Source organism: Actinoplanes sp. URMC 104 (genome assembly GCF_051386375.1).
Lineage (GTDB): Bacteria > Actinomycetota > Actinomycetes > Mycobacteriales > Micromonosporaceae > Actinoplanes.
Genome location: NZ_JBPQTO010000011.1, coordinates 1,204,529 through 1,222,952, shown reverse-complemented (window position 1 = coordinate 1,222,952; position 18,424 = coordinate 1,204,529). Strand labels below are relative to the sequence as shown.

Annotated in this window: 13 protein-coding genes; 7 read left to right on the top strand and 6 right to left on the bottom strand. The window is 74.8% G+C overall.

From position 1 onward, the window contains the following. Positions 1-57 precede the first annotated feature (57 nt). A complete protein-coding gene (locus tag ACSNN8_RS31415; protein WP_436653595.1) occupies positions 58-1,650 on the bottom strand; it encodes a carboxylesterase/lipase family protein in 1,593 nt (530 codons plus the stop codon). Between the two features lie 70 nt (positions 1,651-1,720). Between ACSNN8_RS31415 and ACSNN8_RS31410 the strand changes: the two genes are divergently transcribed. After that, on the top strand, positions 1,721-2,656 hold the full coding sequence (locus ACSNN8_RS31410; protein WP_436653594.1) for a GlxA family transcriptional regulator: 936 nt from the start codon (positions 1,721-1,723) through the stop codon (positions 2,654-2,656). Positions 2,657-2,690: 34 nt separating this feature from the next. On the opposite strand, the gene rph is transcribed toward ACSNN8_RS31410, so the two are convergent. Beyond that, positions 2,691-5,228: a rifamycin-inactivating phosphotransferase gene (gene rph, locus ACSNN8_RS31405; RefSeq protein WP_436653593.1), complete on the bottom strand. Its 2,538-nt coding sequence runs from the start codon at positions 5,226-5,228 to the stop codon at positions 2,691-2,693. Between the two features lie 79 nt (positions 5,229-5,307). Continuing rightward, positions 5,308-6,267: an Lrp/AsnC family transcriptional regulator gene (locus ACSNN8_RS31400; RefSeq protein ID WP_436653592.1), complete on the bottom strand. Its 960-nt coding sequence runs from the start codon at positions 6,265-6,267 to the stop codon at positions 5,308-5,310. Positions 6,268-6,351: 84 nt separating this feature from the next. Between ACSNN8_RS31400 and ACSNN8_RS31395 the strand changes: the two genes are divergently transcribed. Next, entirely contained in the window at positions 6,352-7,755 is a 1,404-nt protein-coding gene (locus ACSNN8_RS31395; protein WP_436653591.1) for an MFS transporter, read from the top strand. Between the two features lie 42 nt (positions 7,756-7,797). Here ACSNN8_RS31395 and ACSNN8_RS31390 read toward each other — a convergent pair whose 3' ends face one another. Further along, positions 7,798-10,227, bottom strand: coding sequence for an immune inhibitor A domain-containing protein (locus ACSNN8_RS31390; RefSeq protein WP_436653590.1), 2,430 nt, complete (start codon positions 10,225-10,227; stop codon positions 7,798-7,800). Positions 10,228-10,372: 145 nt separating this feature from the next. On the opposite strand from ACSNN8_RS31390, the gene ACSNN8_RS31385 reads away from it, so the two are divergent. The 3 genes from ACSNN8_RS31385 to ACSNN8_RS31375 all read left to right on the top strand — a co-directional run bounded on the left by ACSNN8_RS31385 (position 10,373) and on the right by ACSNN8_RS31375 (position 14,529). Further along, positions 10,373-13,045 carry a BTAD domain-containing putative transcriptional regulator gene (locus ACSNN8_RS31385; RefSeq protein WP_436653589.1) on the top strand — a complete coding sequence of 891 codons (2,673 nt, stop codon included), beginning with the start codon at positions 10,373-10,375 and terminating at the stop codon, positions 13,043-13,045. A gap of 71 nt (positions 13,046-13,116) precedes the next feature. Beyond that, positions 13,117-13,248, top strand: a complete 132-nt coding sequence (locus tag ACSNN8_RS31380; protein WP_436653588.1) for a hypothetical protein — start codon at positions 13,117-13,119, stop codon at positions 13,246-13,248. 48 nt (positions 13,249-13,296) lie between these two features. After that, complete coding sequence (locus tag ACSNN8_RS31375; RefSeq protein ID WP_436653587.1) at positions 13,297-14,529, top strand: MFS transporter; 1,233 nt, start codon at positions 13,297-13,299, stop codon at positions 14,527-14,529. Here ACSNN8_RS31375 and ACSNN8_RS31370 read toward each other — a convergent pair. Continuing rightward, complete coding sequence (locus ACSNN8_RS31370; RefSeq protein ID WP_436653586.1) at positions 14,469-15,524, bottom strand: alpha/beta fold hydrolase; 1,056 nt, start codon at positions 15,522-15,524, stop codon at positions 14,469-14,471. The two genes, ACSNN8_RS31375 and ACSNN8_RS31370, sit on opposite strands and share 61 nt — an antisense overlap. A 151-nt stretch (positions 15,525-15,675) precedes the next feature. Between ACSNN8_RS31370 and ACSNN8_RS31365 the strand changes: the two genes are divergently transcribed. Continuing rightward, the gene (locus ACSNN8_RS31365) at positions 15,676-16,422 is read left to right on the top strand and encodes an SDR family NAD(P)-dependent oxidoreductase (protein WP_436653585.1); all 747 of its coding nucleotides are present in this window, start codon (positions 15,676-15,678) and stop codon (positions 16,420-16,422) included. A gap of 5 nt (positions 16,423-16,427) precedes the next feature. On the opposite strand, the gene ACSNN8_RS31360 is transcribed toward ACSNN8_RS31365, so the two are convergent. After that, positions 16,428-16,985, bottom strand: a complete 558-nt coding sequence (locus ACSNN8_RS31360; protein WP_436653584.1) for a pyridoxamine 5'-phosphate oxidase family protein — start codon at positions 16,983-16,985, stop codon at positions 16,428-16,430. A 103-nt stretch (positions 16,986-17,088) separates the two neighbouring features. Between ACSNN8_RS31360 and ACSNN8_RS31355 the strand changes: the two genes are divergently transcribed. Further along, positions 17,089-18,312, top strand: a complete 1,224-nt coding sequence (locus ACSNN8_RS31355; RefSeq protein ID WP_436653583.1) for an MFS transporter — start codon at positions 17,089-17,091, stop codon at positions 18,310-18,312. Positions 18,313-18,424: the final 112 nt, after the last annotated feature.

The window sequence follows — 18,424 nt, the reverse complement described above, 5'->3', positions numbered from 1 at the left end:
AGATTGCTGATGCCGCTCATCAGCCGGGCCGATATCGCCGCGACGCCCGGCCGATTCTCAGCGCGGCACGGTCGCCCAGAACCCGCAGTGATGGTCGGCGGCGGCATCGACCGTGCCGGTCCGGCCCGCCGCGAACACCCGGACCGCGGGTCCGGCGTCGGAGGCCCGCACCGGCGGCCAGGGCTCCTGGCCCGCCGCCCGGGGGTTGCCGGTCGCCGCGAACCGGGCCCAGGAGGCGATCATCCGCGCCGCGAGGGCGGGCTGCGCCTGCTCGGTCAGGCCGGCCATGTCGAACAGGTACGGCAGCTCGGAACCGTGCGCGGCGCCGAACGGGTAGCCGGGGACGAAGACCGGGCCGTCGCGTTCGGCGAACTCGTAGCCGTGCACGGGCATGCGGGCGGCCAGCTGCCGTTCGGTCTCGAGCATGGGGCACGCCCAGATCCGGTCGGTCGCCACGGCCGCCCAGGCCAGGCCGGGCGAGTCGTAGCCGGACGCGGGGTAGGTGGCTTGCACCCGGCCGGCGTCCGGGCCGAAGGCCGCCGTGAGCAGGCGGGCGTAGTCCTCGGCAGTGATCGGCCCGTTGCTGAGCTCGTGGATCCCGGTGAAGCTGCGGTGCTCGTCGAGGGTGCTGCCGGCCAGGACCGGCACGCGGAAGGCGCGGCCCGCGGCCAGCGCGTCGGCCGGGTGCCGGGGCAGCACCGCGGTGTCGTACGCCGGGGTGATGAAGGCTTGGGCGCCGGTGCCGGGTGTGGCCTTCAGCAGCTCGTACGCGTCCTTGCCGCGCATGCATTCGGCCGCCCGCGGGCCCGTTCCGCAGCCGAACTTCTCGGACGCGGCGAGGGTGGCCCCGGCATCTTCCACGACGGAGCGCGGGTTGAACTGCGAGCCCGCCTCGATGTCCGGCAGGAACAGCTGGTCCGGCCAGCTCGTGCGGCACGAGCCCGACTGCAGGACCGCCTTGTCGAACAGGCCGCGCGCCGGCGGGGAGGTCAGCTGGGCGCAGACGGCCTCGCCGCCCGACGACTGCCCGGCGAGCGTCACGTTGGCCGGGTCGCCCCCGAAGGCGGCGGCGTTGCGGCGCACCCAGCGCAGCGCGGCCTGCTGGTCCTGCAGTCCGAAGGTGCCCGACCCGGACAGCCCGGGCAGTCCGTAGTAGCCGAAGACGCCGAGGCGATAGTTCAGCGTGACGACCACGAGGCCGCCCTGCGTGGCCAGGCGCTGGGCGTCGTAGTAGCTCGCGGTGCCGTTCTGGAAGCTGCCGCCGTGCAGGAAGACGAGCACCGGCCGGCGTACGGAGGAGGGCTCGGGCGCGGTCACGTTGAGGTACAGGCAGTCCTCTGCGCCGCTGGGCGCCGCCTTGCCGTCGAAGGTCAGCCCGTTCTGCGCGCAGTCGGCCTGTTTGGCGGTGGCCTCCCGGACGGCCGTCCACCGCTGCACCGGGCGCGGCGGGCGCCAGCGCAGCTCGCCGACCGGGGGAGCGGCGTAGGGGAGCCCGAGGAACGTGCGGTATCCGTCCCCGGCAACGCCCCGGACCGGCCCGTCGGCGGTGCGGACGACCGGACCGGACGGCGCCGCGGACGCGCCCGTGCCGCAGACGGGCAGGGTGGCGAGGACGGCGAGGGCGCACAGCAGCTTGATTCCGGGGTGCATGCCTCCACGGTCGCGCGCGGGCTGCCGGCGGGACAGAGCCCGGGCGGACAGGCTGGGGTACTTTGCTGTCATGCATCGCGTGGTCGCCCTGGTACGGCCGGTGCAGTCGACGTTCGAGCTGGGGTGCGCGGTCGAGGTCTTCGGCACGCCACGCGCCGGGGTGCCGCAGCGCTACGAGTTCGACGTCTGTACCGAGACGCCGGGCCTGGTCCCGACCACGGCCGGGTACGAGATGGCCGTCTCGCGGGACCTGTCGGCGCTGGACACCGCGGACACCGTCATCGTCCCCGGCTGGCTGCCGGTGGAGGCGCCGCTTTCCGACACGGTGCGGACCGCCCTGCTCAAGGCGCACGCACGCGGGGCGCGGCTCGTCACGATCTGCTCCGGGGTGTTCGCGCTGGCCCGCACCGGCCTGCTGGACGGCCGCTCGGCCACCACCCACCCCGGGCGCGCCGAGCAGTTGCAGCGGGAGTTCCCGCGGGTCACCGTGCAGCCGCACCGGGTCTACGTCGACCACGGCGACGTGGCCACCAGCGCGGGCGCCGGCGCGGGCCTCGAGCTGTGCCTGCACCTGGTCCGTACGGATCAGGGCCCCGCGCACGCCGCGCTGCTGGCCCGGCACATGGTGCTGCCGCCGTACCGCCCGGCCGCGTCCGCGCCGCCCGCCGCCGAGGCGCTGGACGACCTGCTCGACTGGGCCGGTGAGCGCCTCGGCACGCCGTTGACCGTGGACGACCTGGCCGCCCGCGTCGGTGTCTCGCCCCGCACGCTGGCCCGCCGCTTCGCCGACCAGCTCGGCACGAGCCCGAGCGCGTGGCTGCTCACCCGCCGCGTGACCGCCGCCCGGCTGCTGCTGGAGGAGACCGACCTGCCCGTGGAGGCGATCGCGGCCAGGGTCGGCCTCAGCTCCGCGCTCAACCTGCGCCGTCGCTTCCGCGACCAGGTCGGCGCGACGCCGGGCGCCTACCGCCGGGCCTACCGCGCCGCCCCGCAGCCGAGGCGCTGAGCCTGCTCGACGTAACGAACCGTGGAAGAAGCGGTCACAGCAGCTCGACGTAGCCCTCGGTGCCGTGGACGCGGATGCGGGCGCCGTCGGGGATGAGGCGGGTGGCCTGCTCGACGCCGACGACGGCGGGCAGGCCGTACTCGCGGGCGATCACCGCGCCGTGGGTCATGAGCCCGCCCACCTCGGTGACCAGGCCCGCGACGGTGACGAACGCGGGTGTCCAGCTCGGGTCGGTGTACGCGGTGACGAGGATGTCGCCGGGCTCCGGATCGGCCTCGGCGAGGTCGCGGACGACGCGGGCGCGCCCCTCGACGGTGCCGGCCGAGACGGGCAGCCCGGCCAGCGCGCCGGGCGGCAGGTTCTCGTGCCGGTAGGCGGCGGTGACGACCTCTCCGTCCGACGTGAACACCCGCGGCGGGGTGAGGGCGCGGTAGGACTCGTACGCCTCCCGGCGCGCAGGCACGGCGGACCGGGCGCGCCCGGCGTCCGCCAGCTCGTCGAAGCTCAGGTAGAAGATCTCCTCCGGATCGGCGAGCACCCCGGCCCGCGCCAGCCGGCCCGCCTCCGCCAGCAGCGCCTGCTTGTAGACGTGGTAGCGGCTGATCATGTGGTACTTCGGGTACTCCCGGTAGCCGCCGAACGTCCGCAACCGGTCGATCATCCGCTTGGTCTCGGCGGCGCGGTCCGCCGGCAGCCGCGCCAGCAGCTCCCGCTCCTTCTGTTCGGCCTGGCGGCGACCCTGCTCGAACAGCCGCTGCCGGGCGCCCGGCTCGAAGGCGCGGAGGTGGGCCAGGATCATCGGCGCCAGCGTGGCGGGGCGCTCGGCCCATCGCGGCTGCGTGATGTCGATCTCGCCGACACAGCGCATCCCGTACGCGTCGAGGAAGGCCCGGAAGGCATCGCGCGCCGGCGCCGGCAGGTCGTCCAGGAAGTCGCCGTCGCCGGCCGCGCGCAGGACGTCGGCCGCGGCGGGGTACGGGCGGATCGCGTCGGCCACGTCCAGCAGCGCCAGCCCCATCTCGGAGGTGACGTTGTGCGGCACCGACTGCGACAGCGTGTCGGCCACGTTGCGCTCGCCCAGCCACTCGAGCATGTGCTCGTTGAGCCACCACGCGGCCTCCATCCCGGTCATGACGACCCGCAGGCTGCGCGGGTCGAACTGCACCCGCCGCAGGTCCTGCAGGTCGGCGCGGATGAAGTCGAGCAGCGCCGGCCCGGACAGCCCGGCGATGCCCCGCTTCGTGGCGGCCAGGGCCTCGCGGTAGCGGTCGATCAGGCCGGCCACGAGCGCCGGATCGGCGTCGAGCGGGGGGTGCCCGCCGCCCGGTGGCGTCCACGCGGCGCCGTCGTCCGGGCGGACCGGCAGGAAGCCGTCGCGCTCGGCGAGGCTGCGCAGGGCGTCGCCGATCAGCGGGTCCGACCGGCCGAGCGCGTCGATCAGCCCGTCGCGGCTCGCGGGCGCGGCGAGCATCTCCGTGACGTCGACGAACAGCCGCCCGCCGGCCACGGCCATCGGCCGCGACGTGGTCAGCTGCCAGAAGGAGAGTCCGAGCGGCCGCATCGGGTCGGTCATCATCTGCTGGTGCCCGACCGAGACGTACACGTGGTTCTCGCCGTCGCCGCTCTCCGGGATCGGGAACAGCGTGGTGATCGGGCGGCTCTGCACGATCGTGAAGTCGTCGCCGGTCAGGCACCACTCGATGTCCTGCGGGCGGCCGAAGTGCTCCTCGAGGCGCCGCCCGAGCCGGACGAGCCGGAGCACCTCGGCGTCGGTCAGCGCCGGCTGCTCGGCCCGCTCGGGCTCGATCGGCTGCTCGTGCGTGCCGCCGCCGGGCCGGGGCAGCACCGCGAGGCGCTTGGCGGCGATCGTCCGCTCGACGATCGCGTCGTCGCGCACCCGGTACACGTCCGGGCTCACCAGCCCCGAGACCAGCGCCTCGCCGAGCCCGAACCCGGCGTCCACCGAGGCGACCTTGCGGTTGGAGGTGACCGGGTCGGCCGTGAACAGCACGCCGGACGCCCGGGGGAGGGCCATCCGCTGCACGACGACGGCCATGTGCACCCTGCGGTGGTCGACGCCGTTGCGCAGCCGGTAGCTGACGGCCCGCTCGGTGAACAGCGACGCCCAGCACCGGCGGACGTGCTCGAGCACCGCCGCGGCGGGCACGTTGAGGGACGTGTCGTGCTGGCCGGCGAACGAGGCGCCCGGCAGGTCCTCGGCGGTCGCGCTGGACCGTACGGCGTACGCCTCCTGCTCGCCGAGCGCGCCGGTGACGGCCGCCGCCACCTCCTCGGGCACGACGGCGGACAGCACCGCCCGGCGTGCCTGCTCGCCGAGCGCCCGGATCGCCTCCCGGTCGCCGGGCCGCAGCCGCGCCAGCCGGTCGAGCAGGTCGTCGAACGCCGGGAGGTCAGCGACGACCCGCCGGAAGGCGTCGGTCGTCACGCAGAACCCCGGCGGCACGCGCACGCCGTCGATCCGCGTCAGCTCGGCCAGGTTGACGCCCTTGCCGCCGGCGAGGGCGTGCTGGGCCGGATGGATGTCGGTCAGGTCGAGGACGTAGCGAGTCACCGGGCGATTGTGCGGCAAACCGGGGGGCTTGCCGCAAGACGGGCACTGCGATATACGTTGAAGTGGACAGAGGACTGCCTCAGCGCACCGAGCCCAGTTGCTTGACCGTCCGCAGCACGGGAGCCGACTCCACGCTCTGCACCCCTTCCAGCGAGCCCAGCCGCTCGGTCACGAAGCGGTAGAACGCCGGCATGTCCGGGCAGACGGCGGTCACCTGCACGTTGGTGGGCCCCGTGGTGGCGGCCGCGAAGACGACCTCCTCGTGCTCCGCGAGCGCCGCGCCGACCGTGGCGACCCGCGACGGCGCGACCGAGAGCCAGAGCAGCACCACGGCGCGGAAGCCGTACACCGGGGGCTCGATCTCGACGTCGGTGTAGAGCGAGCCCGCGTCGAACAGCTCCTGCAGCCGCCGGCGGACGGTCGACTCGGGCCAGCCGGTCGCGGCGGCGAGGTCGATGAGGCTGAGCCGGCCGTCGTGGGCCAGCGCCTCGAGCAGCGGCGCGTCGGCGGCCGTGAGGTGCGCCGTGCTGCGGGCACCCTCGGGGCGCCGGGGCGTCAGCGCGGCGATCTGCCCGGGCGTGAGCGCGTCGTCGCGCCGGTCGGGGCCGACCGCGCCGCCGACGTAGTGGTGGATCACGCAGTGGGCGCTGACCTCGGTGAGCCGCGGCGTGCGCGGCAGCTTCTGCAGCAGCAGCGCGTCGCGGTCGGCGGAGGCCGGCACGCGGACGTTGCAGGCGATCTCGGTGCCGCCCGAGGTGACCGACACCCACCCGGTGTCGGGCCGCCGAGCCAGGGCCCCGGCGATCTGCAGCGCCGCGTCGGGCGCGGCGCGCACGCGCAGCACCCACGTCTCGTAGCCCAGCTCGATGGGGTTGGGCAGCCCGACCACCCGCAGGCCCGCGCCGGCGCGCAACCGGCGGTAACGCCGGGCGACCGTCTGGTCGGAGACGCCCAGCACCGCGCCGATCTCGCGGTAGCCGGCCCGCCCGTTGATCCGCAGCGCGTGCGTCACCTGCCGGTCCAGGTCGTCGATTTCCACCACGACAGCGTACGCGCTGTCGAGATCCGCAGGATCGGCGTTTCGAGCGGTGATTTCGAGCGGCCGACCCGCATTGTTCAGGGCATGCGTAAATGGTCACCGCTGATCGCGGTCTGTCTCGGCACGTTCCTGCTGCTCGTGGACGTCACCATCGTGGTCGTCGCGCTGCCGGCCATCGGCGGCAAGTTCGGCGCCGGATACGCCGACCTGCAGTGGGTGCTCGACGGGTACGCCCTCGCCCTGGCCGCCCTGGTGCTGGGCGCCGGCTCGCTCGCCGACCGGTACGGGCGCCGCCGCACGTACCTGATCGGCATCGGCCTGTTCGCCCTCTCGTCGCTGCTGTGCGCGGTCGCCCCGAACGAGCAGGCGCTGATCGGGGCGCGGGTGCTGCAGGGCGTCGGCGGCGCGGCCATGTTCGCCACCACGGCGGCCCTGCTCAACGTGACCTATCACGGACGCGACCGCGGCGTCGCGTTCGGCGTCTGGGGCGCGGTCAACGGCGCCGCGGCGGCGGCCGGGCCGCTCGCGGGCGGGCTTCTCACCGAGCACCTCGGCTGGCGCTGGATCTTCCTGGTGAACCTGCCGGTGTGCCTGGCCGCGGCCTGGTTCACCGTCCGCGGGGTGACCGAGTCCAAGGCCCCGTGGGGCGGCCGCTTCGACCTCTCCGGCACGATCACGTTCACCGTGGCCGCGGCCGCGGTCACGTACGGCCTGATCCGCGCCGGGGACGCCGGCTGGACCGACCCCACGGCCGTCGTCGCGTTCGCCGTCGGCGCCGTGGCCCTGGCCGCGTTCGTCGTGGCCGAGCGCCGCTCCGACCACCCGATGCTGGACCTGTCGCTGTTCGGCAAGCCGGCGTTCGCCGTGCTGATCGTGGCCGCGTTCCTCACCCAGGCGGCCGCCTTCGGCTACCTGCCCTTCACCACCGTCTGGCTGCAGCAGGTCGTCGGGTACGGCCCGGTCGACGCCGGCCTGTACGGCGCGCTGCCCATGGCCGCCGCCTCGCTGGTGGTCGGCGCCGCGGCCGGGCGGCTGCTGCAGCGGGTCGCGCCGCGCTGGACGGTCGGCCTCGGGCTGTTGCTGATCGCCGCCGGCGACCTGATGCAGGCACGGCTGGACGACGGGAGCCGGGGCGGGGCGCTGATCGCGGGCCTGGTCGTGGCCGGCGTCGGGGTGGGCGCCGTGCTGCCGTCGCTGTCGTCGGCGGTGCTCGCCGAGGTGCCCCGCGAGCGCAGCGGCATGGCCGGCGGCGCCCTCAACACGTTCCGCCAGCTCGGGTTCGCGCTGGGCGTCGCGGTGTTCGGAACGATCTTCGCGGACCGGGTGAGCGACGGGCAGGGGCGGCCGGTCGCGTTCGCCGACGGGCTGAACGCGACGCTGACCGTGGCGGCCGCGGTTGCGGTGGTCGCCGGGGTGCTGGTGCTTCTGGTCGTACGGCACCGGGCCGCGGCGCCTGCGGGCAGGACGCCGGTGGCGGCGGGCAGATGAGGGGCGGCCCGGGGACCGTACGGGTCCCCGGGCCGTCGCGGGTCAGGAGATGCGGATCTTCGCGCTGGTGCCGTTCTCGGACAGCACGCGGATCTTGACGCCGACCGCGGGGAGCTTCACGCCGTGGTTGGGCAGCTCCTCGTAGAAGTACTTCTGGGTGTCGTCGAACAGCGGCTGCGCGGCCTGACCCCGTACGTAGGAGGGCTGGCCGTTGATGTGCAGCGTGAACGAGTCGGCCTTGCGCACGCCGAACGGCGCGTCGTACACCTGGATCCGGGAGTTGAACGGCAGGCCGTCGAGCCGGTAGAACGGGCGCGGGTGCGCGTCGATGTAGAGGTTGCGGCCCTGGCCCGGGTGCAGGTTGGTGTCGTTGTCCACCTGCGAGCGATCCCAGTACGAGATGAGCACGCCCTGCTGGTACGGGTAGTGCTCGACCCAGTTCGGCTTCGTGTTCTGGAAGCCGTAGTTGTACGGGCCGGTCCTCAGATAGCGGTCGTACGAGACGTACGTGCGGTGACCGGCGATGTAGAAGTTGTCGTACTGGCCGGTCGAGCTCGTGCCCACGGTGGTGAACCCGCGCAGCGTCCACGGCGAGGCGCCCTCGGCGTCGTCGCTGAACAGCACCGTGCTGCCGTCGGTGACCTGGATGGCGTCGGAGAAGAAGCCGCCGGCCGAGAAGCCGCCGTCGGTGCGGTAGTAGAACTGCAGGTAGACGTTCTGGCCCGCGTACGCGTTCAGCGGCACATTGACGTCCACCCACTGGTTGTCGGTGGAGCCGCTGATCGCCGGGCGCGGCGGGTTGGCGCCGTCTCGGCCGAACGGCTCACCGTTGATCGTGCCGTCGAGCGCGGTCCACTTCTGACCGTCGAGCGAGGCCCGCACGTACAGGTAGTCGAAGCCCTCCTCGATGTTGTAGCGCGCCTTGAACGACAGCGCCGGTGCGGTGGCCCCGGTGAGGTCGAACTGGCGGGTCATCGAGTTGCGCAGGTCGTCGGCGTTGCCGGAGAAGTACTGCCGGGAGCCCTGGTACGGCGCCCCGAACTCGGTCGTGACCGTCTTCTTGGGCAGCACCACGACGGCCGCCTGCGCCTTGGTGCTGTTGTACTCCTGCGGGCCCAGCTGCAGGGTGCGCTGCTGCTTGGCGACCACGGTCTCGTAATCGAGCCAGCCCAGCTGCAGCTTGTTCCACGCGCCGAGGTCGCCGGGCCGGGTGCCCAGCGGCTCGCCGGCGTCGTTGAGGCGGCTCTGCGCCATCAGCGTCCAGTACTCGTTGTTGTTGTAGCCGCCGGTGAGCACGTTGTAGTCGTCGGGCAGGCCCAGGTCGTGGCCGTACTCGTGGGCGAAGACGCTCAGCCCGCCGTTCTCGGGCTGGATCGTGTAGTCGCCGATCCACAGCCCGGTGCCGGCGATCTCGGTGCCGCCCAGCAGGTTGCCGGCCGGGCCGCGGTCGCCCTCGTCGTCGCCGTAGGCGAACGCGCGGTGGCTCCAGATGGCGTCCTCGGCCTGGTACGGGTCGCCGTCCGCCTCGTCGCCGCCGGCGTGCACGATCTGGAAGTGGTCGAGGTAGCCGTCGGGCTCGTTGAAGTTGCCGTCGGCGTCGAAGTCGTAGCGGTCCCACTGGTCGAACGTCTTGAGCTCGGCGGTGATCTCCGCCTGGGTGCGCCCGCGCGCCTGCTGGTCGGCGACCCACTGGTTGGCGGCGTCGCGCACCAGGTCGTAGGTGGTGTTGCAGACGATGCCGGAGCAGACGTTGGGGTCGTCGCCGTTCGCGTCGTCCGGGTCGTCGCCCGAACGGCCGTACCGGGCCTCGTTGTACTTGACCTTCACCCAGTCGGTGACCGTGCCCTCGACGCTGTACCGGCCCGACGACTGCGTCTCGTAGTACGTCTTGACCGACTCGACGTTCTTGCCCTCGCCGAAGTACAGCTGCTGGTAGTGCTCGCGGTTGTAGTCGGCCTGCCAGACCGTCCGGTTGTCGACGGTGCGGTCGGGCTCGGGGATCTGGTTGTGCAGCGGCCCGTCGAACCTCTGCGGCCCCGGCTTGGCGGGGTCGGTGTCCTTGTCCGGGAACCGCGGGTCGCGCTCGTCGCCGAACTCGGCGAGGATCACGAAGATCCGGTCGGTCTTCTCCCGGGCGAGCTCGACGTACTGGTCATGGTGGTCCTTGCCGCCGCGGCGGCCCGGCGACTGCCGGCCGAACGCGCCGCCGCCGGCCGCCTGGCCGACCTTGACGACCGTGCTGCCGTTGCGGGTCTCCGCCTTCGCGCGGCCGGATACGACGTCGCTGAGGGCTTTCTCCCGCAGGGCGCGCCGCTTCTGTTCCAGCGGGCCGACCAGCTCGTCGCTGTGTGCCCCGGGCTCTTCCTGCACCGAGGGGGCCACCGCCGGGGCGGCCACGGCGGCGGGGCTCAGGGTGACGCCAAGACCGGAGACCAGGCCCAGGCCCAGCAGTCCGGCTACGAATGTACGCATGCCCAGCAACGTAGGCATCGACCGGGCTCGAAGGAAAGACCTGGACGCATCTCGATTGGGTCATCGCGTCCGCCCGCCCCCGATGCCGGCGTGCGCGCGTATGAGATCGTTGGCGGTGGATGTCCGATCTGCGCGCGGGAGTGCTGTGCTCGAGGTGCGTCTGCTGGGGCCGGTGGAGCTCTGGGCCGGCGGACGGCAGCTGCCCGCCGGGGAGCCGCGCCAGCGCGCGGTGCTCGCCGCCCTGGCCTGCGAGGCGGGGCGGGTGGTCGCCGCCGAGACGCTGATCGACCGGGTGTGGGGCGAGGCCGCACCGGCCCGGGCCCGGCACGCGCTGCAGTCGCACCTCGCCCGGGTGCGCGGCGCGTTGCGGCGCGGCGGCGGCGACCCGCTGGTCCGGCGGGCCGGCGGCTACCTGCTCGACCTGCCCGCCGACCGGGTCGACCTGCTGCGGTTCCGCGCACTCGTCGACCGGGCGCGGGGGGACGCCGGGCTGCTGCGCGAGGCCGTCGGGCTGTGGCGCGGGGAGCCGCTCGCCGGGCTGGCCGGCGACTGGGCCGCGGCGGCGCGCGCGACCTGGGACCGGGAACGGCTGCTCGCGGTGGTCGCCTGGGCGGACGCCGAGATCGCGGCCGGCGACCCGGCGGCGGTGATCGGGCCGCTCGGCACGATCGCGCAGGAGCAGCCGCTGGTCGAGCCGGTCGCGGTCGCGCTGATGCGGGCGCTGCACGCGATCGGCCGCACCGCCGACGCGCTCGGCCAGTACGACGTGCTGCGCCGCCGGCTCGCCGAGGAGCTGGGCGCCGATCCGGCCCCGGCCACGCAGGCGGCCCACGCCGCGATCCTGGTGAGCAACGAGGCCGCGGCCACCGCAACGCTCGAGCCGGTGCCCGCCCAGCTGCCCGCCGACGTGGCGGATTTCGCCGGGCGGACCGACGCGCTGGCGTACCTGGACAAGGTCCTCGCGCCGCGGGCCGGTCCCGCGGTGGTCGTGATCGGCGGCTCGGCGGGCGTGGGCAAGACGGCCCTGGCCGTGCACTGGGCGCACCGCGCGGCGGCGCGCTTCCCGGACGGCGTGCTGCACGTCGACCTGCGGGGCTTCGCGCCGGGCGGCGCCGCGATGGACCCCGGCGAGGCGGTCCGCCGCTTCCTCGGCGCGCTCGGCGTCCCGGCGCCGCGGATCCCGGCCGAGGTGGACGCGCAGTCCGCGCTGCTGCGCAGCCGGCTCGCCGGCAAGCGGCTCCTTCTGCTGCTCGACAACGCCCGCGACAGCGACCAGGTGCGCCCGCTGCTGCCCGGCGCCGGCTCGTGCGCGGTGCTGGTGACCACCCGCAACCGGCTCACCGGGCTGGTCGCCACGGACGGCGCGAGGCCGCTGCAGCTCGACGTGCTCAGCCGCGCCGAGGCGCGCGAGCTGCTGGAACGGCGGCTCGGCGCGGAGCGGACCGCCGCCGACCCCGCGGCGCGCGAGGCCATCATCGGGTTGTGCGCCCGGCTGCCCCTGGCGCTCGCGCTCGCCGCCGCGCACGCCGTCATGCAGCCGCGGCTCGGGATGGCCGCGCTGGCCGAGGGGCTGGCCGACACCCGCGACCGCTGGTCCACGCTGGCCGGCGACACCCCGGACACCGACGTGCGGGCGGTGTTCGGCTGGTCGTACGAGGCGCTGAGCCCGCCCGCCGCGCGGCTGTTCCGGCTGCTCGGCGTGCACCCGGGCCCGGACCTGTCGGCCGCCGCCGCGGGCGTGCTCGCCCCGCGGGCGCGGCCCCTGCTGGCCGAGCTGGTGCGCTCGAGCCTGCTCACCGAGCACCGGCCGGGCCGGTACCAGTTCCACGACCTGATGCGGGCGTACGCGGAGGCGCTGGAGACCGCGCCGGCCGCCCGCGACGAGGCGACCGCCCGGCTGCTCGACCACTATCTGGGCACGGCGGCCGCCGCCGCGAAGCTGCTCGCGCCGGCCCGGCTGCCCCCGATCGTGGCGATCGAGCCCGCCACGACGGCCGCCGCCGAGCCGCTCGCCGACCAGGCCGCGGCGATGCGCTGGTTCGCGGCGGAACGGGCCGTGCTGCTCGCCTTGGCCGCCCGCACCGGCGGCGACCGGCCGTGGCAGGTGGCGTGGGCGCTCGACACGTTCCTGTACCGGCAGGGGCCGTGGCACGACCTGGTCACCGTGTGGGAGGCGGCGCTGTCCACGGTCCGCCACGGGCGCGCCCGGGCGTACGCGCACTCCCGTCTGGCCCGGGCCTGGACCCTGCTCGACCGCGCCGCCGAGGCCGACCGGCACTACCGGCTGGCGCTGGAGCACTACGAGCGCGCCGGCGACCGGGACGGGCAGTCCGGCGTGCACCACGAGATGGCGATCCTGTGCGAGCGGCAGGGCCGGATGCGCGACGCGCTGGCGCACGCCGAACAGGCCCTTGAGCTGTCCGAGTTCGGCACCGCCAACACGCTCAACACGATCGGCTTCTACCGCGCGCAGCTGGGCGACTTCGCCGGGGCGCTGGAGTTCTGCGAACGCGCGCTGGCGCTCTACACCGACGACGACGACCTCGACAACCGGGCGGCCGTCTGGGACAGCCTCGGCTTCATCCGGCACGGTCTCCAGGAGTACGACGCGGCGGTCGAGTGCTACGGGACGGCGCTGCGGCTGTACCGGCAGGTCGGCGACCGCTACTGGGTGGCCGACACGCTCGTGCACCTCGGCGACACCCACCAGGCCTGCGGCCGCCGGGCGGAGGCCGTCGCGGCGTGGCGCGAGGCGCTCGCCCTGTACGAGGACCTGGGCCACACCAACGCCGCGGACGTGCGCTCGCGGCTGCCCTGACGGCTCCGCAGGAATTCCGCAGGGGCGCTGCGCGATCGTCGGACCGACCTGTAGTCGGGGAAGGGAGCGACATGAACGCGAACGCCAAGGGTGCGACGTGGGGCCGTGGCGCGGGCTGGACGCGCGGGGCGACCTGGGGGCGCAGCAGCTCGTGGGGACGGGGCTCGTCGTGGACCCGGGACTCGCGCTGGACCACGGTCTGACGCACGGGGGAACAGCGCCGCCCGGGATCCCCGGGCGGCGCGACTCCTATGACGACCTATCGCGAGCTGTTCGCCTACCGCGAGTTCCGCTACCTGTACGGCGGGCAGGTGCTGTCCTATCTGGGCGACCAGGTGGCCGCGGTCGCCGTGGCGGTACTGGTCTTCGACCGTACGGAATCGGCGCTGTTGTCGGCGGTCGCCTACGCCAGCGCCTGGCTGCCCGGCGTGCTCGGCGGTCCGATCCTGTCCACGTACGCCGACCGGCTGCCCCGCCGGGCGGTGCTGATCGGCTGCGACCTGGCCCGCGCCGTGCTGATCGCGCTGGTGACCGTGCCCGGCCTGCCGCTGTGGGCGGCGATCGCGCTGCTCTATCTGGCGCACCTGTTCTCGCCGCCGTTCGTGGCGGCCCGCGCGGCGGTGATGCCCGAGGTGCTGCCCGGCGAGGCCTACATCACCGGCAACGGGCTGAGCAACATCACCCACCAGCTCAGCCAGCTGGCCGGCTTCGTCGCGGGCGGCGTGGTCGTGGCGGCGATCGGGCCGGTCTGGTCGATGCTCGGCAACGCGGCGACCTTCGCGCTCTCCGCCGGGCTCCTCGCGATCGGCGTCGCGCGGCGCCCGGCGGCCCTGACCGGCGAGGCGCCGCAACGGCTGCTGGCCCAGTCCCGGGCGGGCGTCCGCTATCTCCTGGCCGACCCGTGGCTGCGCACCTGCCTGGCGCTGGTGTGGGTGGCGAGCGGCTTCTCGTTCGCGCCGGAGGCCATCGCGTACCCGTACGCGGTCTCCCTCGGCGGCGGCCCGGCCCAGGCGGGGCTGCTGCTCGCCGCGCCGTCGGTGGGATTCCTGCTCGGCGCGCTCGCGCTGACCCGGCTGCTGACGCCCGGCACACGCGACCGCCTGCTGCGGCCGGCCGCGGTGCTGTCCACTGTGGCGCTGGTGCCCGCCCTGCTCGCCCCCGGGCTGCCGGTCGTGCTCGTCCTGCTGGCCGTGGCCGGCGCGGGCGCCTCCTTCGTGGTGCCGCTCAACGCGCTGTTCGTCCGCCGGGTGGCGCCGGAGTTCCGCGGCCGCGCGATGGGCGTGGCCTCCTCGGGCCTGCTGGTCTGCCAGGGCCTCGGCTTCCTCGCCGCGGGCGGCGCCGTGCAGGCCGGGCTCGCCCCCTCCACGGTGGTGGGGCTCAGCGGCCTGCTCGGCGCCGCGGCGGTCCTGGCGACCGGCCTCGGTCAGCGCTCGGCGACCAGCCGAAGCAGCTCCGCGGTGACCTCGTCCGGGCGCTCGACGTGAGGGGAGTGGCCGCAGTTCTCGTAGACCACCTCGCGGTAGCTGCCGCCGTTGCTCGCGTACCGCTCGAACACCGCGCGGGTCTGACCCACCATCGGCTGCGGGGGGCACGCCTCGGCGCCGGGCCAGCCCGGCACCAGCCCCAGCTGACCCAGGTAGGCCAGGTCGAACAGCGAGGTGTCCGACACGATGGCGTCCCGGTCGCCGCGGACCCACACGATCGGCGGCTTGGCCGCGGCGCCGGTCAGCGCCTCGGCGACGTTGAAGTGGTTGGGCGCCATCGTGTTGAGCACGCCGCGGTCGCCCGGCCCCATGCCCGGCCAGCCGTCGACGGGCTTGAAGTCGCCCGGGTAGTTGTCGTCGCCGATCGCGGTGCTCAGCACGGTGTCCAGCAGCAGCGCCTCGTCCTCACCCAGCGACGCCGGGTCGGCCACGTACGCGGAGCGCAGCACGGACAGCGGGCTGGTCGGGGCGTCGGCGCTGCGGTCGCCCGCCTGGATGCGCGCCACGAAGTCCGGGTTGCCGGTGCCGCCGCCGGTGCCGGCGAAGTCCGCGGTGGTGGGGGTGCCCTCCAGGTCGCGGGTGCCCCCGAAGCCGTACGGGCTCAGCGGCGCCTCGAGCAGCACGTGCGAGAACCGGCCCGGGTGGTCGGCGAGCAGCTGCATTACCACGCCGCAGCCCATCGAGTGCGCGGCCACCACGACCGGCCCGCCCTGCGGGAACAGGCTGCGCTCGTCGAGCAGCGCCGCCACGTCGTCGGCGAAGTCGCGCAGCCCCCGGGTGGCGTCCACGGGCGCGGTCTCGCTGCGGCCGTACCCCCGAAGGTCCGGGGCGACCACGCGCAGGCCGTCCGGAAGCCGCCGCACGAGCGGCATCCAGAACGCCGCCGACGAGCAGTTGCCGTGCACCAGCAGCACCGGCGTCCCGTCCTCCGGCCCGCCGACGAGCACGTTCTGAGTGATGCCCCGGGCCTCGATGCGCTGATCACGGATCTCCATCGGCCGATCGTGACACACCCTCCCCGGTGCGGGCCAGGGGCCTGTTGACCAGGCTGGAGTTCCACCGAGCGGCTCGCCGGCGCCCCCTTTTCGGCCCCGGTGGATGTGCGGTAGGGGCGCGCCCGGTCCGGTGGCGCGCGACAATGGGTGGGTGCCTGCATCCGAACTGACCGGCAAGGTCGTCGTCGTCACCGGCAGCTCCTCCGGCATCGGGGAGGCCACCGCCCGGCTGCTGCACGAGGCGGGGGCCCGGCCGGTGCTCGCGGCCCGGCGGGCGGAGCGGCTGGCGGCGCTCGGGGAGGAGCTGGGCGGGGCGCTGGCAGTGCCGACCGACGTGACCGACCCCGGGCAGGTGCACGCGCTGGTGCGGGCGGCGTTGGAGCGGCACGGGCGGGTGGACGGGCTGGTCGTCAACGCGGGGGCGAGCTTTCACCACCGGATCGAGGACGTCGACCCCGCCGCGTACCTGGAGCTGCTGAACCTCAACGTGGTCAGCGTGGTCACCGCTCTGCAGGCGGTGCTGCCGGTGATGCGCGAGCAGCGGGCCGGGCGGATCGTGACGGTCAGCTCGGGCACGACCCGCGGGGCGATGCCGGGCGTGGGCGGCTACGCGGCGTCGAAGGCGGCGGTCAACATGCTCACCGCGGTGGCTCGCAAGGAGTTCGCGGCGGACGGCATCGACGTGTCGCTGGTGCTGCCCTCGATCACCGCCACCGAGTTCGGCGGCGGCCGGTACTCCTCGGGCGCGCCGCTGGGGGACACCGGCGTCGTCGCGCACAGCCCGGAGTACGTCGGGCGGGTCATCCTGCGGGCGCTGCGCACGGGCGAGGAGCGCATCGACATCCCGTTCGGGCCGGAGCAGGCGGAGCTGACCGAGCCGGGCGAGCCGGCCGGCTGAGCGGGTCAGGAGTCCGCGAAGACGGGGCGGCCGTCGATGCTGACGGCGTTCTTGCGGCGGCGGTACTCCGCGAGGTCGTCGTCGGTGCGCCGCTCGTGGGAGCGGATCAGCAGGTCGCGGTCGCCCTCGTAGGACATGAGCGGCACCGAGTAGCCGCACGAGTCGCTGACCCGCTCGACCGTGATGTCGATGACCGACCGTACGCCGTGGGTGTCCGGCGGCGAGGGGAACAGCGCCAGCAGGTCGGCGTGCGCGGGGTCGGTGACCGGCACCGCCCGGCCGTGACCGTGCAGCCGGACGATGTTGGGCGGGCCCTGGAACGCGCAGAACATCAGCGTGATCCGCCCGTTCTCGCTCAGGTGCGCGATCGTCTCGGCGCCGCTGCCGTGGTAGTCCAGGTAGGCCACGCGGTGCTCGCCGAGCACCACGAACGTGCCGGCCATGCCCTTGGGGGACACGTTGACGTGCCCGTCCGGCCCGCTGGGCGCGGTGGCCACGAAGAACATCGGCTGCGCCTCGATGAAGGTCCGCAGCCGCCCGTCGATCCGTTCGTGAACCTTCATGTCCCGATCCTGCCCCGCCGGCGCCGGTCAGGAGTGCGACGCGCGTCACTCCCGGCGGATGTAAGGGTTGATCTGTGCAGGACCCTTACCGCACGGTCGATCCATGCGCAGCGAACGGTTCCGCTGGGTCGTGCTCGCGGTGGCGACCTTCACCCAGGCCGCGGCCGGGTTCTTCGTGCAGGGCATCGGCGCGCTCGGCGTCCAGCTGCAGCGCGACCTGGGGCTGAGCGCGACCCAGCTCGGCCTGCTGGTGTCGGCCGCCCAGCTCGCGCCGCTGGCCGGGCTGCTCGTCGCCGGGGAACTGCTCGACCGCTTCGACGAACGCTGGGTGGTCGGCGCGGGGGCCGGGATGGTCGGGGTCGCGCTGCTCGCGGGCACGTTCGCTCCCGGGTACGCGGCGCTGCTCGGCGTGCTGCTGGTGGTCGGCGCCGGGTACAGCACCGTGCAGCCCGGGGGCAGCAAGTCGGTGGCTTCCTGGTTCGACACGTCCCGCCGCGGAACGGCGATGGGGATCCGCCAGGCGGGCCTGCCGCTCGGCGCCGCGCTCGCCTCCGCCACGCTGCCCGCGGTCGGCGCAGCCCTCGGCTGGCGTCCCACGCTGGCGACCGGCGGCGCCGTCGCCCTGCTGGGCGCGCTGCTGTTCGTCACCGTCTACCGCCGGCCGCCGGAGCGCGCGGCCGTCCAGCGCGTCGCCGGCCGGCGGCTGGTGCTGCTGCGCGACCCGGCGATGCGGCGGGCGCTGGCCTGCGGTGTCAGCCTCATCTGCGTGCAGACCGGCCTCGGCCTGCTGACGGTGCTGCACCTGCACGAGCAGGCCGGGCTGTCGCCGGGCCGGGCCGCGGCCGTGCTGGTGGCGGCCCAGGCCGCCGGCGTGGCCGGCCGGATCCTGCTCGCCGCGCTCAGCGACCGCGCGCGGACCTCCCGCCAGAGCGTCGTGACCGGCAGCCTGCTCGCGGTCGCCGGCGCGTTGGTGGTGCTGGTGACCCCGGCGGGCGGCTCACCCGTCGCCGCGGCCGCCGTGTTCGTCTGGCTCGGCTTCTTCGGCATCGGCTGGTACGGCCCCTGGGTCGCGCTGGTGACCGAGGCCGCGCCGGCGGGCCGCACCGGCTTCGCCCTCGGCCTGGCGATGGCCGTCAACCAGGTCGCCATCGTGCTGGTTCCGCCGCTGCTGGGCCTCCTGCGCGACACGACCGGCGGCTTCACGGCGTCGTGGGGCCTGCTGCTCGCGGGAACCTGCCTGGCCGCCGCGCCGCTGGCCCGGCGCCCTCGCCGGCCGGCGCGTCGCCAACCGGACAGCGAGCCCGCCAACGCGTCGCCGACCGGATAGCCGGCCCGCCAACGCGTCGCCGACCGGATAGCCCGCCGGCCGGGCCGCCTTCACCGCGGCAGCGCCGGGCGTCTCGTCCGCGGCGCCACCGGCGCGAGCGGGCATCGCCGCC